Genomic DNA, 16,872 nt, shown 5'->3' with positions numbered 1-16,872 from the left:
GCTACCCGTGCACGACCTCCCGCACCCACCGCTCCCGCGGCTGGGTGTGCAGGCGCCAGTAGTGCTCGGCGATGTCGTCGGGGTCGAACGCCGTCCCGGGAGCCACGGCGCCGGCCACGGTCACCATGGCCACGTGCACCCCGGCCGGTCGGTACTGCCGGTCGAGCAGGTCCACCAGCGTGCGCGCGGCCGCCTTCCCCAGTGAGAGCGAGACGTACCCGGGCACCGGCTCGGGCATGCCGCCGGTCACCAGGAACGAGCCGCGGCCCCGTGCGGCCATGCCGGGCAGCACGTGCTCCGCGGTGGTGAGCGCTCCGAGCACGTTCACCGCCCACGCCCGCTGGTGCTCGTCGACCGACAGCTCGCCGAGGGCGTCCGCGCGGACGAGCGCGGCGTTGTAGACCACGACCTCCGGCGGCCCCAGGCGGGCCGCGGCCTCGTCCAGCGCGGCCCCGAGCCGCTCGGGCACCGCGGCGTCGGCGGTCAGCACGACGGTGTCCGCATCGAGCGGCTCGACCCGCCGCCGGGCCACGAGCGCCACCGGCAGGCCCTCGCGGGCGAAGCGCCGCGCCACCGCCCGCCCGATCCCCGGACCCACCCCGACCACGACCGCTCCTGCCACGTCCCGCTCCTTCTCCGCACCCGGTCCGACGCCGCGACGCTAGGGTCTGACACCGGTGTGAAGGTCAAGCCGGACGTGCGGGGGCGGGCTGCGCGGCCCCTCACGCCTCCTCGACGACGACCTCCACGTCGTCCGGCGCGATCCTTCGGACCACGGCCACCCGCCGCGCCTCGGCCGCCAGCTCCGCGCGCTCGTCGCGGCGCAGCGCGCGGAACGGCTGCACGGTGAGCGCGAGCCGCTTCCCGCGCTTGCGGGTCCGCCACGCGCCGGCGACGTCCGCGCCGGCGAGTACGGCGCCGGGCGCCCCGAGGGAGGGCCACAGCGCCTTGCGGTGCGCCGGATCGGGCACCAGGACCTCGCGGTCGCGGCCCTGCAGCAGCGGGTCCGACGGCGGGAGGAGCCGGACGACCTCGGCCGGGCGGGCCGCGCGCAGGGCGTCGAGCTGGTCGGCCGGGACGTGCGCGGCCCGGCCGTCGACCTCGACGGCGACCAGGTCACCGGGCCAGTCGGGGTGCACGGACCGGCGGTTGGTGCCCAGGAAGCCCGCCGCGTCGGACTCGCCCGCGGGGGAGAAGAACCGCAGGTAGGTGGCGACCGCGCGGGCGAGGTCGGCGCCCTCGTCGGCGGGGGTCCCCGGCGGGTCGGGCAGCGGCTCGGCGACCAGCGGGGTGGTGTCGGGCCGGATGCGCAACCCGCCGGCCAGCCCGGCCAGGCGCAGCAGCTGCTCGGACACGTGGTGGACGCCGCACGGCTGGCAGTAGGGCGCCAGCTCGGGCCGGATCCGCCCGGTCACCGCGCTGCTCAGCTCGGACTTGGTCAGCGGGCGGTCGAGCACCGCCGCCACCGCCCCGGCGACCTCCCGGTACGCCGCCCGCGCGGCCATCCCCACCTTCGCCAGCCGGGCCCGCTGCCACCCCAGCCGGGCCGCGGCATCGGCGTCGTCGCGCGGCCAGCCGGCCGCGGCCAGTGCCGGCAGGTCCGCGGTGCGGTGCAGGTGCGGCGCCCCCCGGAAGGTCCAGACGATCGTCAGCGCCCCGTCCGCGGTGACGTCGGCGTCCGGCGCGAGCGGCTCGGCCAGCCGCGCCGCCAGCGCCACCCGCAGCGACCCGGGGGGCGTGTCCTGCACGCCCAGGTCGAGCACGGCGAGGTCGGTCAACCGCTCAGCCCGCTCGACCAGGCCGTGCACCGCCACCCGGTGGGCGATCACCTGGTCGCGGCTGAGCTTCTCGGCGGCGGGCACGGCCCCCATCCTGGCGCAGCCCGCCCGTCCCCCCGCCCCTCCCCGTCGAGAACGACGTTGTCGTCGGATCGAATCGATTCAGATGACAACGAGTTCGTTCTCGCGGGGGACCTCAGCACCGGGATGCCGGCGTCGCGCAGCGCGCGGGTGGTCAACCAGCTGCCCCGGGCGTCCTCGGAGACCGTTCGGGTCGGGGACGGTGGGGCGCGGCGAGTGATCTCGTGGTCACCGGGCGAGGCGCACCTCTCAATATGCGACAGTTAACTATGCGAGCGTCCTTCTAAGTGTCTCCTGATAGGGTGGGTGGCGAGGAACGGTTCGGTGGTGCGGGGGAGGTGGCGACGATGGTGGCGATCGACCTGCCGCGCGCGCAGATCGGCGCCGAGCCGCAACTGCTGCTGACCTCGCTGCTGGGCGACTTCTGGTACCGGCGCGACGAGCACATCCCCTCGGCCGCGCTGGTCCGCCTGCTCGCCGAGTTCGACATCACCGCCGACGGAGCCCGCGCCGCGATGCGCAGGCTGGCCGCCCGCGGCCTGCTCACGGTGGCGCGCAGCGGGCGGACCACCGGCTACGGCATCCCGGCCCGCACCTCCGAGGTGATCGTCGAGCGCACCCACCGGATGCTGACCTTCGGCGCGAGCGCGCCCGCGTGGGACGGGCAGTGGACCGTGGTGGCGTTCTCGGTCCCGGAGAACGCCCGGGAGGTCCGCGGGGCGCTGCGGGCGCGGCTGCGGGTGCTGCGCTTCGCCGCCCTCTACGACGGGGTCTGGGTCTGCCCGTACGACCGCGTCGAGCAGGCCAGGGCGGCCCTCGCCGAGCTGGGCGTGCCCACGGCGACGGTCCTGCGCGCCACCGAGCCCCCGGGCGGGGCGGGCGGGGGCGGCCCGGTCGGCGCGTTCGACCTGGGTCCGCTGGCCGAGGACTACCGCGCCTTCATCGAGCGCTACCGCCCGCTGCTGGCCGAGGTCGAGGCCGGTCGGGTCGGTCCGGCCGACGCGCTGCGGCTGCGCACCGCGCTGCGGGTCGACTGGCGCCGCTTCCCGGAGACCGATCCCGACCTGCCCGCCGAACTGCTGCCCCCCGACTTCCCGCGGGCCCGCGCGCAGCGCGTCTTCGCCCAGATCTACGACCGCCTCGGGCCGCTGGCCGAGCTGCGGTTCCGCCAGCTGCTGGGGGCGGTGTCCCCGGAGCTCGCCGCGCTGGCCCGCCACCACGACTCGGCCACGGTCGCCGAGCTGTTCGCCCAGCTGGGTGATCGGCGCGCGCGCGGCGACACGGCCTCCGAGCGGGCCGCGCAGGCCCGGCGGCTGGCCGAGGTCGACCCCCGGTCGCGATGACCGCGAATCCCGGCGCGGTCGCTGCGGGCGACGATCGTCGATCGGATCGACGTTCGTCCGCCCCGCGCCCCCGTCCGACGCGCCTACCGGTCGGCGGTCCTCGCTGTACGCCCTGACCTGCGCTCACTCGGACGGAGAAGCCTGCGTCCGAGGTGGTCACGGATTGCGGTGATATCCGTGGCACCATGACGCCTCGTTGGTCCTGCCGAGGGTGGTGGCACGCCTCTGGGGCAGACGCTCGTCACCTGTGGTGACTTCTGACGCCGGGCGTACCGCACCGGCGGCAGAACCGGGACGCCCCGCTCGATGTCCCGGCGCCACCCGACGCAGGGAGACCAGGAATGCGCCGTCCCGCCCCGGCGCGGTACCTCGCCGCCGTCGCGCTCGCCACCGCGCTGGCCACCGCGCTCGCGGGCTGCGGCTACTCCGAACTGCGGCCCGAGCACCTCCGCCGCGCCCCTCGACGCCGCGCCCGCGCTGCACGCCCTGCTGCCGCAGAAGGTCAAGGACGCGGGCGTGCTCGTCTTCGCCGCCGCCTCGCACCCGCCGTACCGGACCATCGGGCTCGACGGCACCATCACCGGCATCGACAAGGACCTGCAGGACGCCCTGTCGCGCGTGCTCGGCGTGCGGGTCGAGATGGAGCAGGTCGACGACCTGCCCGCGGCCCTGGACGGCATGCTCGCCGGCCGGTTCGACGCGTTCAACGGCCCGGTCAAGGCGACCGCCGAGCGCGAGCAGCAGTTCGACTCCATCACCTGGATGACCACCCACACCTCCTACGTCGTGCCGGTCGGCTCCGCGGCGGGGACCACCGAGCCCGAGGACCTCTGCGGCAAGCGGGTGGCCGTCGTGGCCGGCAGCGTGGTGGAGGGCCGGCTCGCCCGGCTCTCGGCGTTCTGCCGGCGCAGCGGGGCGGCCGAGGCGACCGCGGTGCTCGTCGGCGACACCAAGGCCACGCTCGACGCGGCCCAGGCGGGGCCCGCCGACGCGGCCGGCATGACCCAGGCCGCCGCGATCGACGTCACCACGGTGCGGAAGGGCGTGTTCAGCTACGTCACCCAGACGCAGGGCCAGGGCGCGAGCACCGACCTCCTGGCGATGCTCGTGCCCAAGGACGAGGCCTGGGCCCGGTCATGCTCAAGGCGTTCCAGGAGCTCTTCGACGACGGCACCTACGCCGACGTGATCGTCCGCTACGGCCTCGGCGACGTGACGCTGCCGGCACCGGTGTTCAACGTCAGCTCGGTGACCGGGGCCGGGGAGGCGCAGCCGCCGGGCGCGGGCGGCTGACCCGATGATGGGCGCCGACCCTCCGGAGGGAGCCCACCCATGCCCGACTCGACCTCGCCCCCACGGCCGACGACGACCCCGTCGCCGACCGCATCCGCGCCGGGGGTGTTCGCGGCGCTGCGCGAGCACAGGGCCGTCCGGCGCGGGGTCAGCCGCCCGAGCGCGAGGAACTCCGGCGGATGCCGCGCAGCGAGCGGCGGGCGGCGGTGATCGTGCGCCGGGCCCGGCGCAGGCCGTCGATCTGGGTGGCCTGGTGCAGCCGGAACTGCCACGCCGCCTGGTCGCCCCGCCTACCCAGCAACGAGTACGCGAAGCGCACCGGGTCGGCGCCGGTGGCGATCTCGGAGTCGACGTTCTCGAACCAGTGCATGCTGCGCCGGGCCATCGCCTGCACCCCGTCGAGGACCGGGCGGCGCCGGGCGTCGTAGTCGGGCAGGGCGGTCGCGAGGTCGGCCCCGCAGGCCCGGATCGACTCGGCCAGCGCGATCGCGTCCTGCACGGCCAGCACCGTGCCCGAGCCGATCCCGAAGTGGGTGGTGTGCGCGGCGTCGCCGACGAGCACCATGTCGCCCCGCCGCCAGGTCGTGTTGCGGACCTCGCGGAAGTTCCGCCACGGGGCCGGGCCCAGGCCGTCGGGCGGGGAGAGCAGCCGGTGGCCCTCCAGGGCGCGGTCGAAGATCCCCTCCAGCATCTGCAGCCCGGCCGCGGGGTCCATGGTGTCGAGCCCGAGGCCGGTCCAGGTCCGCGGGGCGCACTCGACGATGCAGGTGCCGGCGCTGGCCGTGGACGGGTAGGCGTAGAACCACACCCAGCCCGCCGGGGTGGGCTCGAACGCGAAGGTGAACACCGGCGAGATCCGCGAGGTGCCGAGCCAGACGTAGCGGTTGCGCCCGGTGGTGAGCGTGGTGCCGAAGTGCTCGGCGTGCGCGGTGCGCAGCCGGCTGCCGACGCCGTCGGCCGCGATGACCAGGTCGGCGTCGACCTCGTCGGCCGAGCCGATCTCGCGGCCGAACTCGAAGCGCACGCCCAACCGGTGGCAGCGCTCGGTCAGCACGTCCAGCAGGCGGGCCCGGCCCAGGCTGTAGCCGTACTTGCCGCCCAGGTGCACCGGTGCCCGGTCGGCGACGCGGACGACCTGCTCGGTCCACACCGTCGCCGCGTCGTGGATGGCCCGCGCACTCTCCGGGTCGTTGGCGTGCAGGTCGTCGAGGAAGTCCTCGCCGAAGGTGACCCCCCAGCTGTGGGTGGCGTCCGGGGGGTTGCGCTCGACGACCACGACCTCATCACCCGGCGCGGCCAACCTGGCCAGCGCGGCGGAGTAGAGCCCGGCCGGACCACCGCCCACACAGACGATCTTCATATTTTCTCCTGCCTCCCGCTCCCGCAACGGAGGGGAACGGAAGATAGCAACGGTCGGTCCGCTCACCCGTTCCGGCGATGCCGGTGCCGGCCGGAATCACCACCGGTAGTCGATTCGACCGGTGTCGGCGGGCAAAGGGTCGTGCACTACCGTCACGCCGCACTCGGTCGGTATTGCGGGGATCCGCCGATTCCGACATCGAAGACGAACGGGAGCGTTTCTCAGTGTTCGCGCGCAACATCGTCGTCGTCGGCACCGGCTATGTGGGGCTCACCACCGGAGCCTGTCTGGCATCCCTCGGACACCGGGTCCTGTGCGCCGACATCGACACGGCCAAGGTTGAAATGCTGAGAGCCGGAGACGTCCGGATATCCGAACCGGGGCTGGCCGAGCTGGTCGCCGAGGGAATGGCGGCGGGGCGGCTGTCCTTCGTCGTCGGCGCGGCCACCGCGCTGCGCGAGCGGGAGCCCGCGGAGGTCGTGTTCCTGTGCGTCCCGACGCCGATGGGCGCGGGCGGGGTCGCCGACCTGAGCGCCGTGGAGGCCGTCGTCGAGGAGACCCGCGACCTGATCCCCCCGGGCTGCGTGGTGGTCAACAAGTCCACGGTGCCGGTCGGCACCGCGGACCGCACGGCCGAGCTGCTCGACCGCGAGGACGTCGCCGTGGTGAGCAACCCGGAGTTCCTGCGGGAGGGCTCCGCGGTGCGCGACTTCCTCAACCCCGACCGGATCGTCGTCGGCTCGAACTCCTCGCCCGACGCCGCCGAGCGCGTCGCGGCGCTCTACGCCCGCCTCGGCGCCCCGACCGTGCTGACCGACGCGGCCAGCGCGGAGATGATCAAGTACGCGGCGAACTGCTTCCTGGCCATGAAGCTGTCCTACGTCAACGCGCTGGCCGAGCTCTGCGAGCGGCTCGACGCCGACGTCGCCGACGTCACCGAGGGCATCGGCTTCGACAAGCGCATCGGGCAGTCCTTCCTGGTGCCCGGGCCGGGCTGGGGCGGATCCTGCCTGCCCAAGGACGTGCACGCGCTGCTGCAGGTCGCCGACGCGGCCGACTTCGAGTTCCGGCTGCTGCGGGCCACCATCGACACCAACACCCGGCAGTTCCAGCGGATGGTCGAGAAGATCCGCACCGCGGTCACCGGGCGCCGCGGCGGCTCGCTGACCCGCAGGCGGCTGGCGCTGTTCGGGCTGACGTTCAAGGCAGGCACCGACGACCTGCGCGCCTCGCCCGCCCTGGAGGTCGCGGCGCTGCTCAAGCAGGCGGGAGCCGAGCTGGTCGGCTACGACCCCGGCCTCGCCACGGGCGGGTCGGCGCCGGTCGACCCGGCCCTGCTCACCGTCGTCGACGACCCGTACGTGGCCGCCAAGGACGCCGACGCCGTCGTCGTGCTCACCGAGTGGCCGCAGTTCCGCGGGCTGGACTGGACGCGGCTGGCCGACGCGGTGGCCCGGCCGACGCTGGTGGACACCCGCAACCTGCTCGACCCCGCGGTGGTGCGCCGGGCCGGGTTCAGCTGGGTCGGCGTCGGGCGGGCGGCGTGAGCGCCGGCCCGCGGACCGCCGGGGAGACCGGGCGGGCGCTGCGCCGCGAGCTCGGCGTCCCGCTCTACCTCAACGCCTACGCGCTGATGCTCAACACCGTCGTGAACTCAGGGTTCGGGCTGCTCTACTGGATCGTCGCGGCGCACGCGTTCTCCCCGGCCGAGGTGGGGCGCGGCAGCGCGCTGGTCTCGCTGATGCTGATGGTCTCGGTGCTGACCCAGGTCAACTTCGGGCAGGCGCTGATCCGGTTCCTGCCGCGCTCGGGCGCGGGGGCGCGCGGGCTGCTGCTGGCGGCCTACGGGATCTCGGCCGGGGTCGCGGTGCTCGGGGCGGGCGGGGTCATGGCGTACTGCCACCTGGCGCTCGACCCGGGCGACCCGCTGCACGTCTCGCTGCCCTTCGCCTGCTGGTTCGTCGCCTCGACCGCGCTCTGGTCGGTGTTCAACCTGCAGGACTCCGCGCTCACCGGACTGCGCGCCGCGGTCTGGCTGCCGCTGGAGAACGGCGTGTACGGGCTGGTCAAGCTGGGGCTGCTGGTGCTGGTCGCGCAGACCTCGCTGGCCGAGGGCGTGTTCACCTCCTGGACGCTGCCGGTGGTGGCGCTGCTGGTGCCGGTCAACCTGCTGATCTTCCGCCGGGTGCTGCCGCGCCACCTGCGCGACGCCGCGCCGCAGGACCGGACCCCGTCGCGCCCGGTGCTGGTGCGCTACATGGCCGGCGACTACACCGGCCAGGTCTTCACCCAGCTGTCCTCGTCGTTCCTGCCGGTGCTGGTCGTCGTGCTGCTCGGGGCCGAGCAGGGCGCCTACTTCCTGCCCGCGCAGACGGTGTTCGTGGCGATGACCATGCTGTCGCTGGGCATCACGTCGTCGCTGGTCGTGGAGGCGGCCAAGGACGAGGCGCGGGCGGCGCACTACGCGCGGGCCGTGCTGCGCCGGATCGGGGTGACGGTGCTGCCCGCCGCCGCGCTGGTCGCGCTGCTGGCGCCGCTGCTGCTCGCGCTGTTCGGCCCGCAGTACCGCGCGAACGCGACGCTGCTGCTGCAGCTGCTGATGGTCTCGACGTTCCCGCGGGTCGTCGTCTCGCTCTACATCACGATGTCGCGGCTGCACAACCGCACCGCGGCGCTGGCGGTGCTGCAGTTCGTGCAGGCCGTGGGCATGATCGGGGGCACCGTGCTGCTGTGCGGGCCGCTGGGCCTGGACGCCATGGGCTGGTCGGCGCTGGGCGTCGAGCTGCTGCTCGCGGTGGCGGTGGGCCCGCGGGTGGTCGCGTGGCTGCGCTCCGACCGCGGCGACCGCGCGGTCCCCGCCCCGGTGGGCTGAGGGAGAAGGCCGGGCCCGCGGAGGGGCTGGGCCGGCACCCGTCGGCCCAGCCGCGGGCGGATCAGCGGCGGACGAACCGGTCGGCCAGCGGCATGCCGAAGCGCCACAGCTCACCGAGCGCGCGGTCGAACTCGCGCGGCCGCAGCCGCACCAGGCCGCCGCCGGGGTTGTGGGTCAGCTCGCCGAAGTACACCCGGCCGTCGACGTCGTAGAGGTCGACGCGGACGAAGTCGAAGTCGGTGCCCAGCTTCTGGGCGACCTCGATCATCTCGGCGTATCCCGCCGGACGCCGGGGCAGCACCGCGGCGCTGTCGAAGCGCCCGGTCACCGCCAGCTCGCGCCAGTCGGGGGTGAGCAGCGTCGAGGTGTGCCGGGAGAACCGGTCCTGGTCGACCACGACCATCGCCGGCCTGCCGTGGAAGACGAAGAACTTGTAGTCCGTGGGCGGCGTGCGGCCGTCGCCGATGAACTCCTCGACGACGACGCGCCGGGGCAGCCCCCGGTACGGGCTCTCCCGCCACCCGGCCCGGTAGAAGTCGGTGTCGAGCCAGCCGCGCACCGTCGCCCGCACCGCCTCGTGGTCCAGCGCGGCCGGGTCGGGCACCAGCAGCGTCATGTCGCAGCCGTGGGTCCCCTTGATGACGCAGGGGCCCCGCAGCGCGTCGAGGTCGAGGTCGTCGGCGTCGTCGACGACCTGCAGCAGCGGGATCAGGTACTGCTCCCCGACCCGCTCGGCCACGTGCCTGCGCACGGCGTACTTGTCGGCGGTCGTGTGCACGAGCGAGGGCTGCGGACGCAGGTTCCTGGCCGCGAGCAGTTGGGAGTAGGTCCGCGGGCGGCGCAGCGTGGTCAGCTCGCCCTGGAACAGCGCGTGCATCGCCGATGCGAACAGCGGGTGCGGGAGGAAGCGCAGTCGGCGCGCGACCTTCACCCGGACAGAGAAAGACACGACCGAAAAGATAGCGGAGCGTCGAAATGTGTCGACCCCTCATTCCAACGAGTCGGCGCGAACGGTGCCGGTGACCCAGTGTCGCCGGTCCTCGCCCGCTCGGGCGGAAATTCACGCGAACGAATGAGGACGGGGTGACCGGACGGTTCACCATCCGTTCCGGCAATAGGCTGACCGGCGTGCGAAACCAGTCGGCTCTCGTCACGGTGATCACCCCGGCCTACAACGTCGAGCCGTGGATCGGTGAAGCCATCGACTCCGTGCTGCAGCAGAGCGAAGGGCGTTTCGAGTACATCGTCGTGGACGACGGCTCGACCGACGCCACCGCCGACGTGGTGCGCGCCCGCGCGGCCACCGACGACCGGATCCGGCTGGTCCAGGTGCCCAACGGCGGGTCCGGCGCCGCCCGCAACGTGGCGCTGGAGCAGGCGCGGGCGCCGTTCGTGGCCTTCCTCGACGGCGACGACCGGTGGGGCCCGCAGTTCCTGCGCTGCCAGCTCGACGCGATCGCCGCGGCCCCGCCGGAGGTGGGGGTGTCGTTCTGCCACACGCGGGTGATGACCGAGGGCGGGCAGGTCGTCGGCCTGCGCTGGCAGCCGGCCGGGCCGTGCGACGCCGACCGGATCCTGGTCGAGAACAACCCGCCCCACCACGGCAGCTCGCTGCTCATCCGGCGCAGCTGCTTCGACGAGCTCGGCTTCTTCGACCCCGGCATGCGCAGCGCGGTCGACTTCGAGATGTGGCTGCGCATCGCCACCCGCTCGTCGACCCCGCTGTTCTGGGGCGTGCGCCGCTACCAGGTCGACATGCGGCTGATGCGCACCGGCTGCATCAGCGCCGACCGGGGGGCGCGGTTCGAGGCGCTGGACCGGCTGCTGGCCCAGTACGCCCCGAAGATGAACCGCCTGCCGCCCGGGCTGGCCTACTTGCGCCCGGCGGTGTTCGCCTACCGCGACGGCTTCGACGAGCTCGCCTGCCGGTGGGCGGGCGAGGCGCTGACCGCCGGCACGACGGAGCTGGCCCGCAGCGTGTGGGGGCAGTCGCTGCTGGCGTGGCACAAGGCGGGCCCGGCCGGGCGGGAGCGGCTGCGCGCCGCCCGCACCGGCACCCGCTCCGCGCTCTACGGTGGCGCCACCGTCGCCTCGCGCGCGGTCCGCCACCTCGGGCGGCTCGTCTAGTCCGGTGGACCTTCCTGGTCGCCCCACTAGCCCGTCATCCCGCTGGGTCGGGCAGGACCGAGCGGCGCGTTCGGCCCACCTGCCTGCGCGAGCGCGTCGTCCGCTCGAGGCCGGGTGGGGGTCGGGCGAGGGAGCCGCCCGGCGATCATGTCCCGGTGAGCACTCCGCGCGTGCGGCGCATCGGCCAGGTCATCGGCGTCCGACCGGAGCGGCGGGACGAGTACCTGCGCCTGCACGAGGCCGTCTGGCCCGAGGTGCAGGCCACCCTGACCCGGGCCGGCGTCCGCAACTACACGATCTTCATCCACGACGACCTGCTGTTCGGCTACTTCGAGTACACCGGCGACGACTTCGCCGCCGACATGGCGGCCGTCGCCGCCGACCCGGTCACCCGGGACTGGTGGACGCACACCGAGCCCTGCCAGCGCCGGCTCACCGACGGCCCCGGCGGCCCGTGGACCGACATGGCCGAGGCCTTCCACATGGACTGAGGATGCGCGAGGGACCGGCGGTGAGCGCGTCGCGGCGGGAGGCCGTGTCACGATCGAGCCGGGTGCGCCGTCAGCACGGCATGGACGAGATCGTGGTCACCGGATCCACCGGCGTCATCGGCCGACGCGCGGTGCGCGAGCTGCTCCAGGCCGGCCACCGCGTCACCGGCGTGGCCCGCTCCGCGCCCGGCCGGGCGCGGCTGGCGGCCGACGGAGCGCACGCCGTCGAGGCCGACGTGCTCGACGAGGCGTCGCTGCGCCGCGCGTTCGCCGGGGCGGACACCGTCGTCAACCTGCTGACGCACATCCCGAGCACCGACCGCATGCCCGACCCGTCGGCCTGGGCGGAGAACGACCGCCTGCGCACCGCGGCGTCGGCCGCGATCGCCCGCGCCGCCCGGGACGCGGGCGCGCGACGGCTGGTGCAGGAGTCGATCGCGTTCGTGTACGCCGAGGGCGGTGACGCGTGGCTCGACGAGGACGCGCCGGCCGTCGGCGGTGGCGTGACGACGACAGCGCTGACGGCCGAGCGCAACGCCCGCGAGCTGTTCGACGGCGACACCGTCGTGCTGCGCTTCGGGCTGTTCCTGGGACCCGACAGCGAGTCGGCGCTGGCGGCGCTGGAGGCCGCGCGCGGCGGCGCCTCGGTCGCGGTCGGGCCGCCCGGCGCGTTCCGGCCGATGATCTGGCTCGACGACGCGGCGGCGGCCGTGGCCGCGGCACTGCGCGTCCCGGCCGGGACCTACAACGTCGCCGACACCGACCCGGCGACCAACGCCGAGATCGACGCCGCGCTGGCCGCCGCCGTCGGCGTCGGGTCCCTCCGGACGGGGACGCCGCAGCCCGGTCCGTTGGCGCGCTCGCAGCGCGTGTCGAGCCGCAGGCTGCGCGAGGCGGGCGGCTGGGCGCCGCGCATGCGCGCGGCCACGCAGGCCTGGACCCGGATCGTCGGATGACCGACCGAGGACACCCCGACGACGCGGAGCGCTTCGCGCTGGCGCGCCCGCGGCTGCTGCGGCTGGCCTACAGCGAGCTCGGCGACCTCGGCGAGGCGGAGGACGTCGTGCAGGAGGCGTGGCTGCGGCTGCAGCGCGCGGACGCGCGGGTGATCGAGAACCTGGACGCCTGGCTGACGACGGTGGTCGGCAGGCTCGCGCTCGACCGCCTGCGGTCCGCCCGCGCGCGCCGCGAGACCTACGTCGGCCCGTGGCTCCCGGAGCCGGTGCCCTCGCCCGACCCGGCGGACCGCGTCACCCTCGACGAGTCGGTGAGCTACGCGCTGCTGACCGTGCTGGAGCAGCTCTCCCCGGCGGAGCGCACGGCGTTCGTCCTGCACGACGTGTTCGACGTGCCGTTCCCCGACGTCGCCGAGGTGGTCGGCCGCTCGCCGGAGGCGGTCCGCCAGCTCGCGTCGCGCGCCCGCCGCCACGTCGCGCGGGCGAGCCCGCGCTTCGCGGTCTCCCGCGACGAGCACGACCACGCCGTGCGGGCGTTCGCGCGGGCGGCGTCCGGGGGCGACCTGCAGCGCCTCGTCGCGGTGCTCGACCCGGACGTCGTCTGGACGTCGGACGGCGGTGGGCGGGCGGTCGTCGCGCGCACGCCGCTGCGCGGTGGGGAGCGCGTCGGGCGGGCGTGGGCGGCGTTGGGCCGCGGGTTCACCGACGGGCCGGTCGAGGTCGAGCTCAACGGGCGGCTCGGGCTCGTGGTCGCCGGCGGAGACGGCCACCGCGCCGCACTCTCGTTCGTCGTCGTGGGCGGTCGGATCGCGCGCATCGACGCGGTCCGCAACCCGGAGAAGCTCCGCCGGATCTAGTGGCCCGTCCAGCGAGGTCGGTGGGTATGTCGGTGGATCCTGGTGTTCGCGGGCAAGGCGCCGGTCGGCCCTCGTACCAGGCGTACTCGGGTCGGCCGGCACCGCAGCCGGCGGGCACCTGGGCCGCCGAGATACCCGGCGAACCTTGCTGGACGCGCCATTAGGGTCGGACCATGGCCGACGGTGGCGCGGGGTTCGCGGGGTTCGAGCTGTCACGGGTGGAGCTGGGGGAGGTCACCCTGCGCGTGCGCCGCGGCGGCAGCGGGCCGGGGCTGCTGCTCCTGCACGGCTATCCGCAGACGCACCTGATGTGGCTGCGGATCGCGCCCGTGCTGGCCGAGCACTTCACCGTCGTCGCCCCCGACCTGCGCGGCTACGGCGAGAGCTCGAAGCCGACCGCCACCGCCGACCACGGCGCGCACAGCAAGCGGGCGATGGCCGCCGACGGCGTGGCGCTCATGCGCGAGCTGGGGTTCGAGTCGTTCCACGTGATCGGCCACGACCGCGGCGGGCGGGTCGCCTACCGGATGGCGCTGGACCACCCGGGCGCGGTGCGCCGGCTCAGCGTGCTGGACATCGTGCCCACCGCCGAGGTGTGGGCGCGCGCGGACCGGTCCTTCGCGCTGGGCTACTGGCACTGGTCGTTCCTGGCCCAGCGGGCGCCGCTGCCGGAGACCCTCATCGGCGCCGACCCGGAGTACTTCTTCCTCGACGCCCAGTTCGACGGGGTGCTGCGCGGGTTCCCGGAGGAGGCCGTGCGCGACTACCGGCGGGCGCTGGCCGACCCGGAGGTCGTGCACGCGATCTGCGAGGACTACCGGGCGGGCGCCGGGTTCGACCGCGAGCTCGACGAGCGCGACCGCGCCGCGGGCGCCACCGTCGACTGCCCGACGCAGGTCCTGTGGGGCACCCAGGGCGCGCTCCCGGCCTGGTACGACCCGCTGGAGGTGTGGCGGGCGTGGGCGCCGGGCGTGGTCGGCGGGCCCGTCGAGGGCGGGCACTTCTTCCCCGAGCAGAACCCGGCCGACACCGCCGCCGCGCTGAGCGCGTTCCACGTCCCGGGCTGAGGCCGGTCGGGGCGCCCCGTTCCCGCGCCCCGGCGGTTACCGTCGCGAAGATCGGGCAGCGGAGCCCGGTCGGGAGGGAACCGATGGACGCCGCGCACCACCTGACCCGCGACCGCCTGCACCCCTTCGGCGGCACCGACGTCTGGCAGCTGCTGCGCACCCGGGCGCGCACCCACGCGGGGCGCCCGTTCGTGGTGTGGCAGCCCTTCGACGCCGAGCCGGTGACCACGGCGTTCGACGAGCTGGCCGCGGAGGCGGCCGCCGTCGCGGCGGGGCTCGCGGCCCGCGGGGTGCGCACCGGCGACCGCGTGCTGATCCACCTGGAGAACAGCCCCGAGTTCGTGGTGTCGTGGTTCGCCTGCGCCGCGCTGGGCGCCGTCGCGGTGACCACGAACAGCCGCTCCACCGCCGACGAGCTGGCCTACTTCGCGCAGGACTCGGCGGCCGTCGGGGTGATCACCCAACCGCGCTTCGTCGACACCGTCACCGCCGCGGCGCCCGGGCTGCGCTTCGCCGCCTGCACGGGCAACGACAGCGGCGTGCCGTCCGACCACGCGGGTGGTGCGGAGGCGTTCGCGGCCCTGCGCGGCGACCCGGACGCGCTGCCGCCCCGACCCACCGACCCGCTGGCCCCCTGCTCGGTGCAGTACACGTCGGGCACCACCTCCCGCCCGAAGGGCGTGCTGTGGACCCAGGCCAACGCGCTGTGGGGCGCGCGGGTCAACGCCGCGCACGAGACCCTGCGCCCCGACGACTGCCACCTCGTCTACCTGCCGCTGTTCCACACCAACGCGCTGGCCTACTCGATGCTGGCCAGCCTGTGGGTCGGGGCCCGGTTCGTGCTCGTCCCCAAGTGGTCGACCAGCCGGTTCGCCGACATCTCCGTGCGCCACGGCTGCACCTGGATGTCGCTGATGGGGCTGTCGACCCGGGCGCTGGTCGAGTCGGCCCCGCCGCCGGGGCACTCCTACCGGATGTTCGGCGCCGGGGTGTGCGACCTGCCCATCGACGCCGCGTACGGGGTCAAGACGCTCGGCTGGTGGGGGATGACCGAGACGATCTCGCACCCGGTCGTCGGCGACGCCTTCGTGCCCAACCGGCCGATGAGCATGGGCCGGCCCAGCACCGACTACGAGGTGAAGGTCGTGCGCCCGGACGGCGAGCGGGTCGAGCCCGACGAGTCCGGCGAGTTGAAGGTCCGCGGCGTGCGGGGGCTGTCGATGTTCGCCGAGTACCTCAACCGCGCCGCCGACACCGCGGCCGCCTTCGACGCCGGGGGCTGGTTCGCCACCGGCGACCTGGTCACCCCGCACCCCGACGGCCACCTGACGTTCGAGAACCGGGTCAAGGACATGCTCAAGGTCGGGGCCGAGAACGTGTCGGCCGCCGAGGTCGAGCGGGTCGTGCTGGGCGTGCCCGGTGTGCTGGAGGTCGGCGTCGTCGGGCGCCCGGACGCCACGCTCGACGAGGTGCCCGTCGCGTTCGTGACCACCGAGGGCGACGCGCCCGCGGTGCTGGCCCGGGTGGAGGCGGCCTGCGCGGAACTGCTGGCCGACTTCAAGCGGCCGCGCGCGGTCTACCGGGTGTCGCAGCTGCCCCGCTCCACCCTCGCCAAGATCAACAAGGTGGAGCTGCGGGCCGTCGCGGCCCCGGACGCCGACCGGGCGGGTGCCGAGGAGCGCTGGATCGACGCCGCGCTGGCCGACCCGTCGGGCAACGCCGGCTGATCCCCGCCCGCTGATCCCCGCCGGTGTCACCGGCTGGTCGCCGACGCCCTTCCACCGTGTGATGTCGGGCGGTCCGGTCGGGAGCAGGATCGACCCGGGCGAGAAGCGGTGGCGATGGGCGCGACGACCGGCCGTTCGGCGATCGCCGCGCGGCCGGGTGTCGTCGCCGCGGCGGTGCCGGCGATCGTCGTCCTCCTGCAGCCCGACCTGCCCTGGCTCGACGACCGGCTGGCCGCGTACGCGGTCGGCATGGGCATGTCGACGCCGGCAGCCAGACCGGCGACGACGCGCACCGGCCGGCGTGGGCGTGGTCGAGCTGGGCCGCGGCGACCCGGTCCCATCGGCCGAGGAGATCCTCGCCCACGCCGACATCGCGATGTGCACCTCGAAGCGGCTGGCCACGCGGGCCGGGACGCCCCCGGTGACCTCCCGGTGACGCCCCGGCCGCGGGGTCAGCGGATCTTCGCCCCGTAGACGTTCTCGACGGTCATCGCCATCAGCACGCGCCGGTCGGAGACCATCACCGAGCGGTACTCGTCCCAGTCCGGGTGCTCGCCCGCGGCGGCCCGGTAGTAGTCGACCAGCGCCTGCACCTCCGGGCCGTCCGGGTCGGTGCCCGGGCCGGTCAGCGTGACGGTGCCGTCGGCGGTGGCCCAGGCCCAGCCGTCGGCGCTGGTCACCTCGAGCGCGGCGCGCGGGTCGCGGCGCAGGTTGGCCGTCTTGGCGCGGCCCTCGGTCATCGACACGAGGATCTTCCCTGCCGCCCGGTCGTAGAAGGGCGTGACCGGGGAGAGCTGGGGGCGGCCGTCGGCGCGGATCGTGGCCAGGACGCCGAGGCGGGCCTCGGCGAGCAGGGCGTGCGGGTCGAACGGTGTGGCGGTCGTCATGTCCGGGCCAACCCCCGCCGCGGGCGCCGAATTC

The 16,872-nt window shown here is 74.9% G+C and carries 17 protein-coding genes; 12 read left to right on the top strand and 5 right to left on the bottom strand.

Annotated features, from left to right (window positions below; all coding sequences use genetic code 11):
- Position 1: 1 nt before the first annotated feature.
- Positions 2–622 carry an SDR family NAD(P)-dependent oxidoreductase gene (locus tag KDL28_RS01605; RefSeq protein WP_252435327.1) on the bottom strand — a complete coding sequence of 207 codons (621 nt, stop codon included), beginning with the start codon at positions 620–622 and terminating at the stop codon, positions 2–4.
- Positions 623–722: 100 nt separating this feature from the next.
- Positions 723–1,862 carry a DNA glycosylase AlkZ-like family protein gene (locus tag KDL28_RS01600; RefSeq protein ID WP_252435326.1) on the bottom strand — a complete coding sequence of 380 codons (1,140 nt, stop codon included), beginning with the start codon at positions 1,860–1,862 and terminating at the stop codon, positions 723–725.
- A 344-nt stretch (positions 1,863–2,206) separates the two neighbouring features.
- On the opposite strand from KDL28_RS01600, the gene KDL28_RS01595 reads away from it, so the two are divergent.
- The 3 genes from KDL28_RS01595 (at position 2,207) to KDL28_RS01585 (ending at position 4,494) form a co-directional block, all read left to right on the top strand.
- The gene (locus KDL28_RS01595) at positions 2,207–3,202 is read left to right on the top strand and encodes a PaaX family transcriptional regulator (RefSeq protein WP_252435325.1); all 996 of its coding nucleotides are present in this window, start codon (positions 2,207–2,209) and stop codon (positions 3,200–3,202) included.
- 306 nt (positions 3,203–3,508) lie between these two features.
- Positions 3,509–4,390, top strand: a complete 882-nt coding sequence (locus tag KDL28_RS01590) for a transporter substrate-binding domain-containing protein (protein ID WP_252435324.1) — start codon at positions 3,509–3,511, stop codon at positions 4,388–4,390.
- The gene (locus KDL28_RS01585) at positions 4,339–4,494 is read left to right on the top strand and encodes a hypothetical protein (protein WP_252435323.1); all 156 of its coding nucleotides are present in this window, start codon (positions 4,339–4,341) and stop codon (positions 4,492–4,494) included. The genes KDL28_RS01590 and KDL28_RS01585 overlap by 52 nt, the downstream gene beginning before the upstream one ends.
- A 148-nt stretch (positions 4,495–4,642) precedes the next feature.
- On the opposite strand, the gene KDL28_RS01580 is transcribed toward KDL28_RS01585, so the two are convergent.
- Entirely contained in the window at positions 4,643–5,854 is a 1,212-nt protein-coding gene (locus tag KDL28_RS01580; RefSeq protein WP_252435322.1) for an FAD-dependent monooxygenase, read from the bottom strand.
- Between the two features lie 224 nt (positions 5,855–6,078).
- Here KDL28_RS01580 and KDL28_RS01575 point away from each other — a divergent pair, with 224 nt between their 5' ends.
- Both KDL28_RS01575 and KDL28_RS01570 read left to right on the top strand, forming a co-directional pair.
- A complete protein-coding gene (locus tag KDL28_RS01575) occupies positions 6,079–7,401 on the top strand; it encodes a UDP-glucose dehydrogenase family protein (RefSeq protein ID WP_252435321.1) in 1,323 nt (440 codons plus the stop codon).
- On the top strand, positions 7,398–8,726 hold the full coding sequence (locus KDL28_RS01570; RefSeq protein ID WP_252435320.1) for a lipopolysaccharide biosynthesis protein: 1,329 nt from the start codon (positions 7,398–7,400) through the stop codon (positions 8,724–8,726). The genes KDL28_RS01575 and KDL28_RS01570 overlap by 4 nt, the downstream gene beginning before the upstream one ends.
- Positions 8,727–8,787: 61 nt before the next feature.
- Here the strand turns inward: KDL28_RS01570 and KDL28_RS01565 are convergent, their stop codons facing one another.
- Positions 8,788–9,675 carry an ATP-grasp fold amidoligase family protein gene (locus KDL28_RS01565; RefSeq protein ID WP_252435319.1) on the bottom strand — a complete coding sequence of 296 codons (888 nt, stop codon included), beginning with the start codon at positions 9,673–9,675 and terminating at the stop codon, positions 8,788–8,790.
- Positions 9,676–9,854: 179 nt separating this feature from the next.
- Here KDL28_RS01565 and KDL28_RS01560 point away from each other — a divergent pair, with 179 nt between their 5' ends.
- The 7 genes from KDL28_RS01560 (at position 9,855) to KDL28_RS40115 (ending at position 16,387) form a co-directional block, all read left to right on the top strand.
- Positions 9,855–10,853, top strand: coding sequence for a glycosyltransferase family 2 protein (locus tag KDL28_RS01560; RefSeq protein ID WP_252435318.1), 999 nt, complete (start codon positions 9,855–9,857; stop codon positions 10,851–10,853).
- Positions 10,854–11,008: 155 nt separating this feature from the next.
- Positions 11,009–11,344, top strand: a complete 336-nt coding sequence (locus KDL28_RS01555) for an L-rhamnose mutarotase (protein ID WP_252435317.1) — start codon at positions 11,009–11,011, stop codon at positions 11,342–11,344.
- A 62-nt stretch (positions 11,345–11,406) separates the two neighbouring features.
- Positions 11,407–12,300, top strand: coding sequence for an NAD-dependent epimerase/dehydratase family protein (locus tag KDL28_RS01550; protein ID WP_252435316.1), 894 nt, complete (start codon positions 11,407–11,409; stop codon positions 12,298–12,300).
- Positions 12,297–13,157, top strand: coding sequence for an RNA polymerase sigma factor SigJ (gene sigJ / locus KDL28_RS01545; RefSeq protein ID WP_252435315.1), 861 nt, complete (start codon positions 12,297–12,299; stop codon positions 13,155–13,157). The genes KDL28_RS01550 and sigJ overlap by 4 nt, the downstream gene beginning before the upstream one ends.
- Positions 13,158–13,330: 173 nt before the next feature.
- Positions 13,331–14,224, top strand: coding sequence for an alpha/beta fold hydrolase (locus KDL28_RS01540; protein ID WP_252435314.1), 894 nt, complete (start codon positions 13,331–13,333; stop codon positions 14,222–14,224).
- Positions 14,225–14,307: 83 nt separating this feature from the next.
- Positions 14,308–15,951, top strand: coding sequence for an AMP-binding protein (locus tag KDL28_RS01535; protein WP_252435313.1), 1,644 nt, complete (start codon positions 14,308–14,310; stop codon positions 15,949–15,951).
- Positions 15,952–16,252: 301 nt separating this feature from the next.
- Complete coding sequence (locus KDL28_RS40115) at positions 16,253–16,387, top strand: hypothetical protein (RefSeq protein WP_256500582.1); 135 nt, start codon at positions 16,253–16,255, stop codon at positions 16,385–16,387.
- 16 nt (positions 16,388–16,403) lie between these two features.
- Here the strand turns inward: KDL28_RS40115 and KDL28_RS01530 are convergent, their stop codons facing one another.
- Positions 16,404–16,838, bottom strand: a complete 435-nt coding sequence (locus KDL28_RS01530) for a PPOX class F420-dependent oxidoreductase (RefSeq protein WP_252435312.1) — start codon at positions 16,836–16,838, stop codon at positions 16,404–16,406.
- Positions 16,839–16,872 lie beyond the last annotated feature (34 nt).

The organism is Pseudonocardia humida, assembly GCF_023898865.1.
Lineage (GTDB): Bacteria > Actinomycetota > Actinomycetes > Mycobacteriales > Pseudonocardiaceae > Pseudonocardia > Pseudonocardia humida.
Note: the sequence above shows the minus strand (reverse complement) of the source record. Positions and strands in the feature narration are given on the sequence as shown.

Excerpts from the sequence above, each read along its gene's own strand:
- KDL28_RS01590 (WP_252435324.1), top strand. The coding sequence starts at position 3,509 with ATGTCCCGGCGCCACCCGACGCAGGGAGACCAGGAATGCGCCGTCCCG.
- KDL28_RS01585 (WP_252435323.1), top strand. The coding sequence starts at position 4,339 with ATGCTCAAGGCGTTCCAGGAGCTCTTCGACGACGGCACCTACGCCGAC.
- KDL28_RS01540 (WP_252435314.1), top strand. The coding sequence starts at position 13,331 with ATGGCCGACGGTGGCGCGGGGTTCGCGGGGTTCGAGCTGTCACGGGTG.
- KDL28_RS01535 (WP_252435313.1), top strand. The coding sequence starts at position 14,308 with ATGGACGCCGCGCACCACCTGACCCGCGACCGCCTGCACCCCTTCGGC.
- sigJ (WP_252435315.1), top strand. The coding sequence starts at position 12,297 with ATGACCGACCGAGGACACCCCGACGACGCGGAGCGCTTCGCGCTGGCG.
- KDL28_RS01595 (WP_252435325.1), top strand. The coding sequence starts at position 2,207 with ATGGTGGCGATCGACCTGCCGCGCGCGCAGATCGGCGCCGAGCCGCAA.
- KDL28_RS01530 (WP_252435312.1), bottom strand. The coding sequence starts at position 16,838 with ATGACGACCGCCACACCGTTCGACCCGCACGCCCTGCTCGCCGAGGCC.
- KDL28_RS01580 (WP_252435322.1), bottom strand. The coding sequence starts at position 5,854 with ATGAAGATCGTCTGTGTGGGCGGTGGTCCGGCCGGGCTCTACTCCGCC.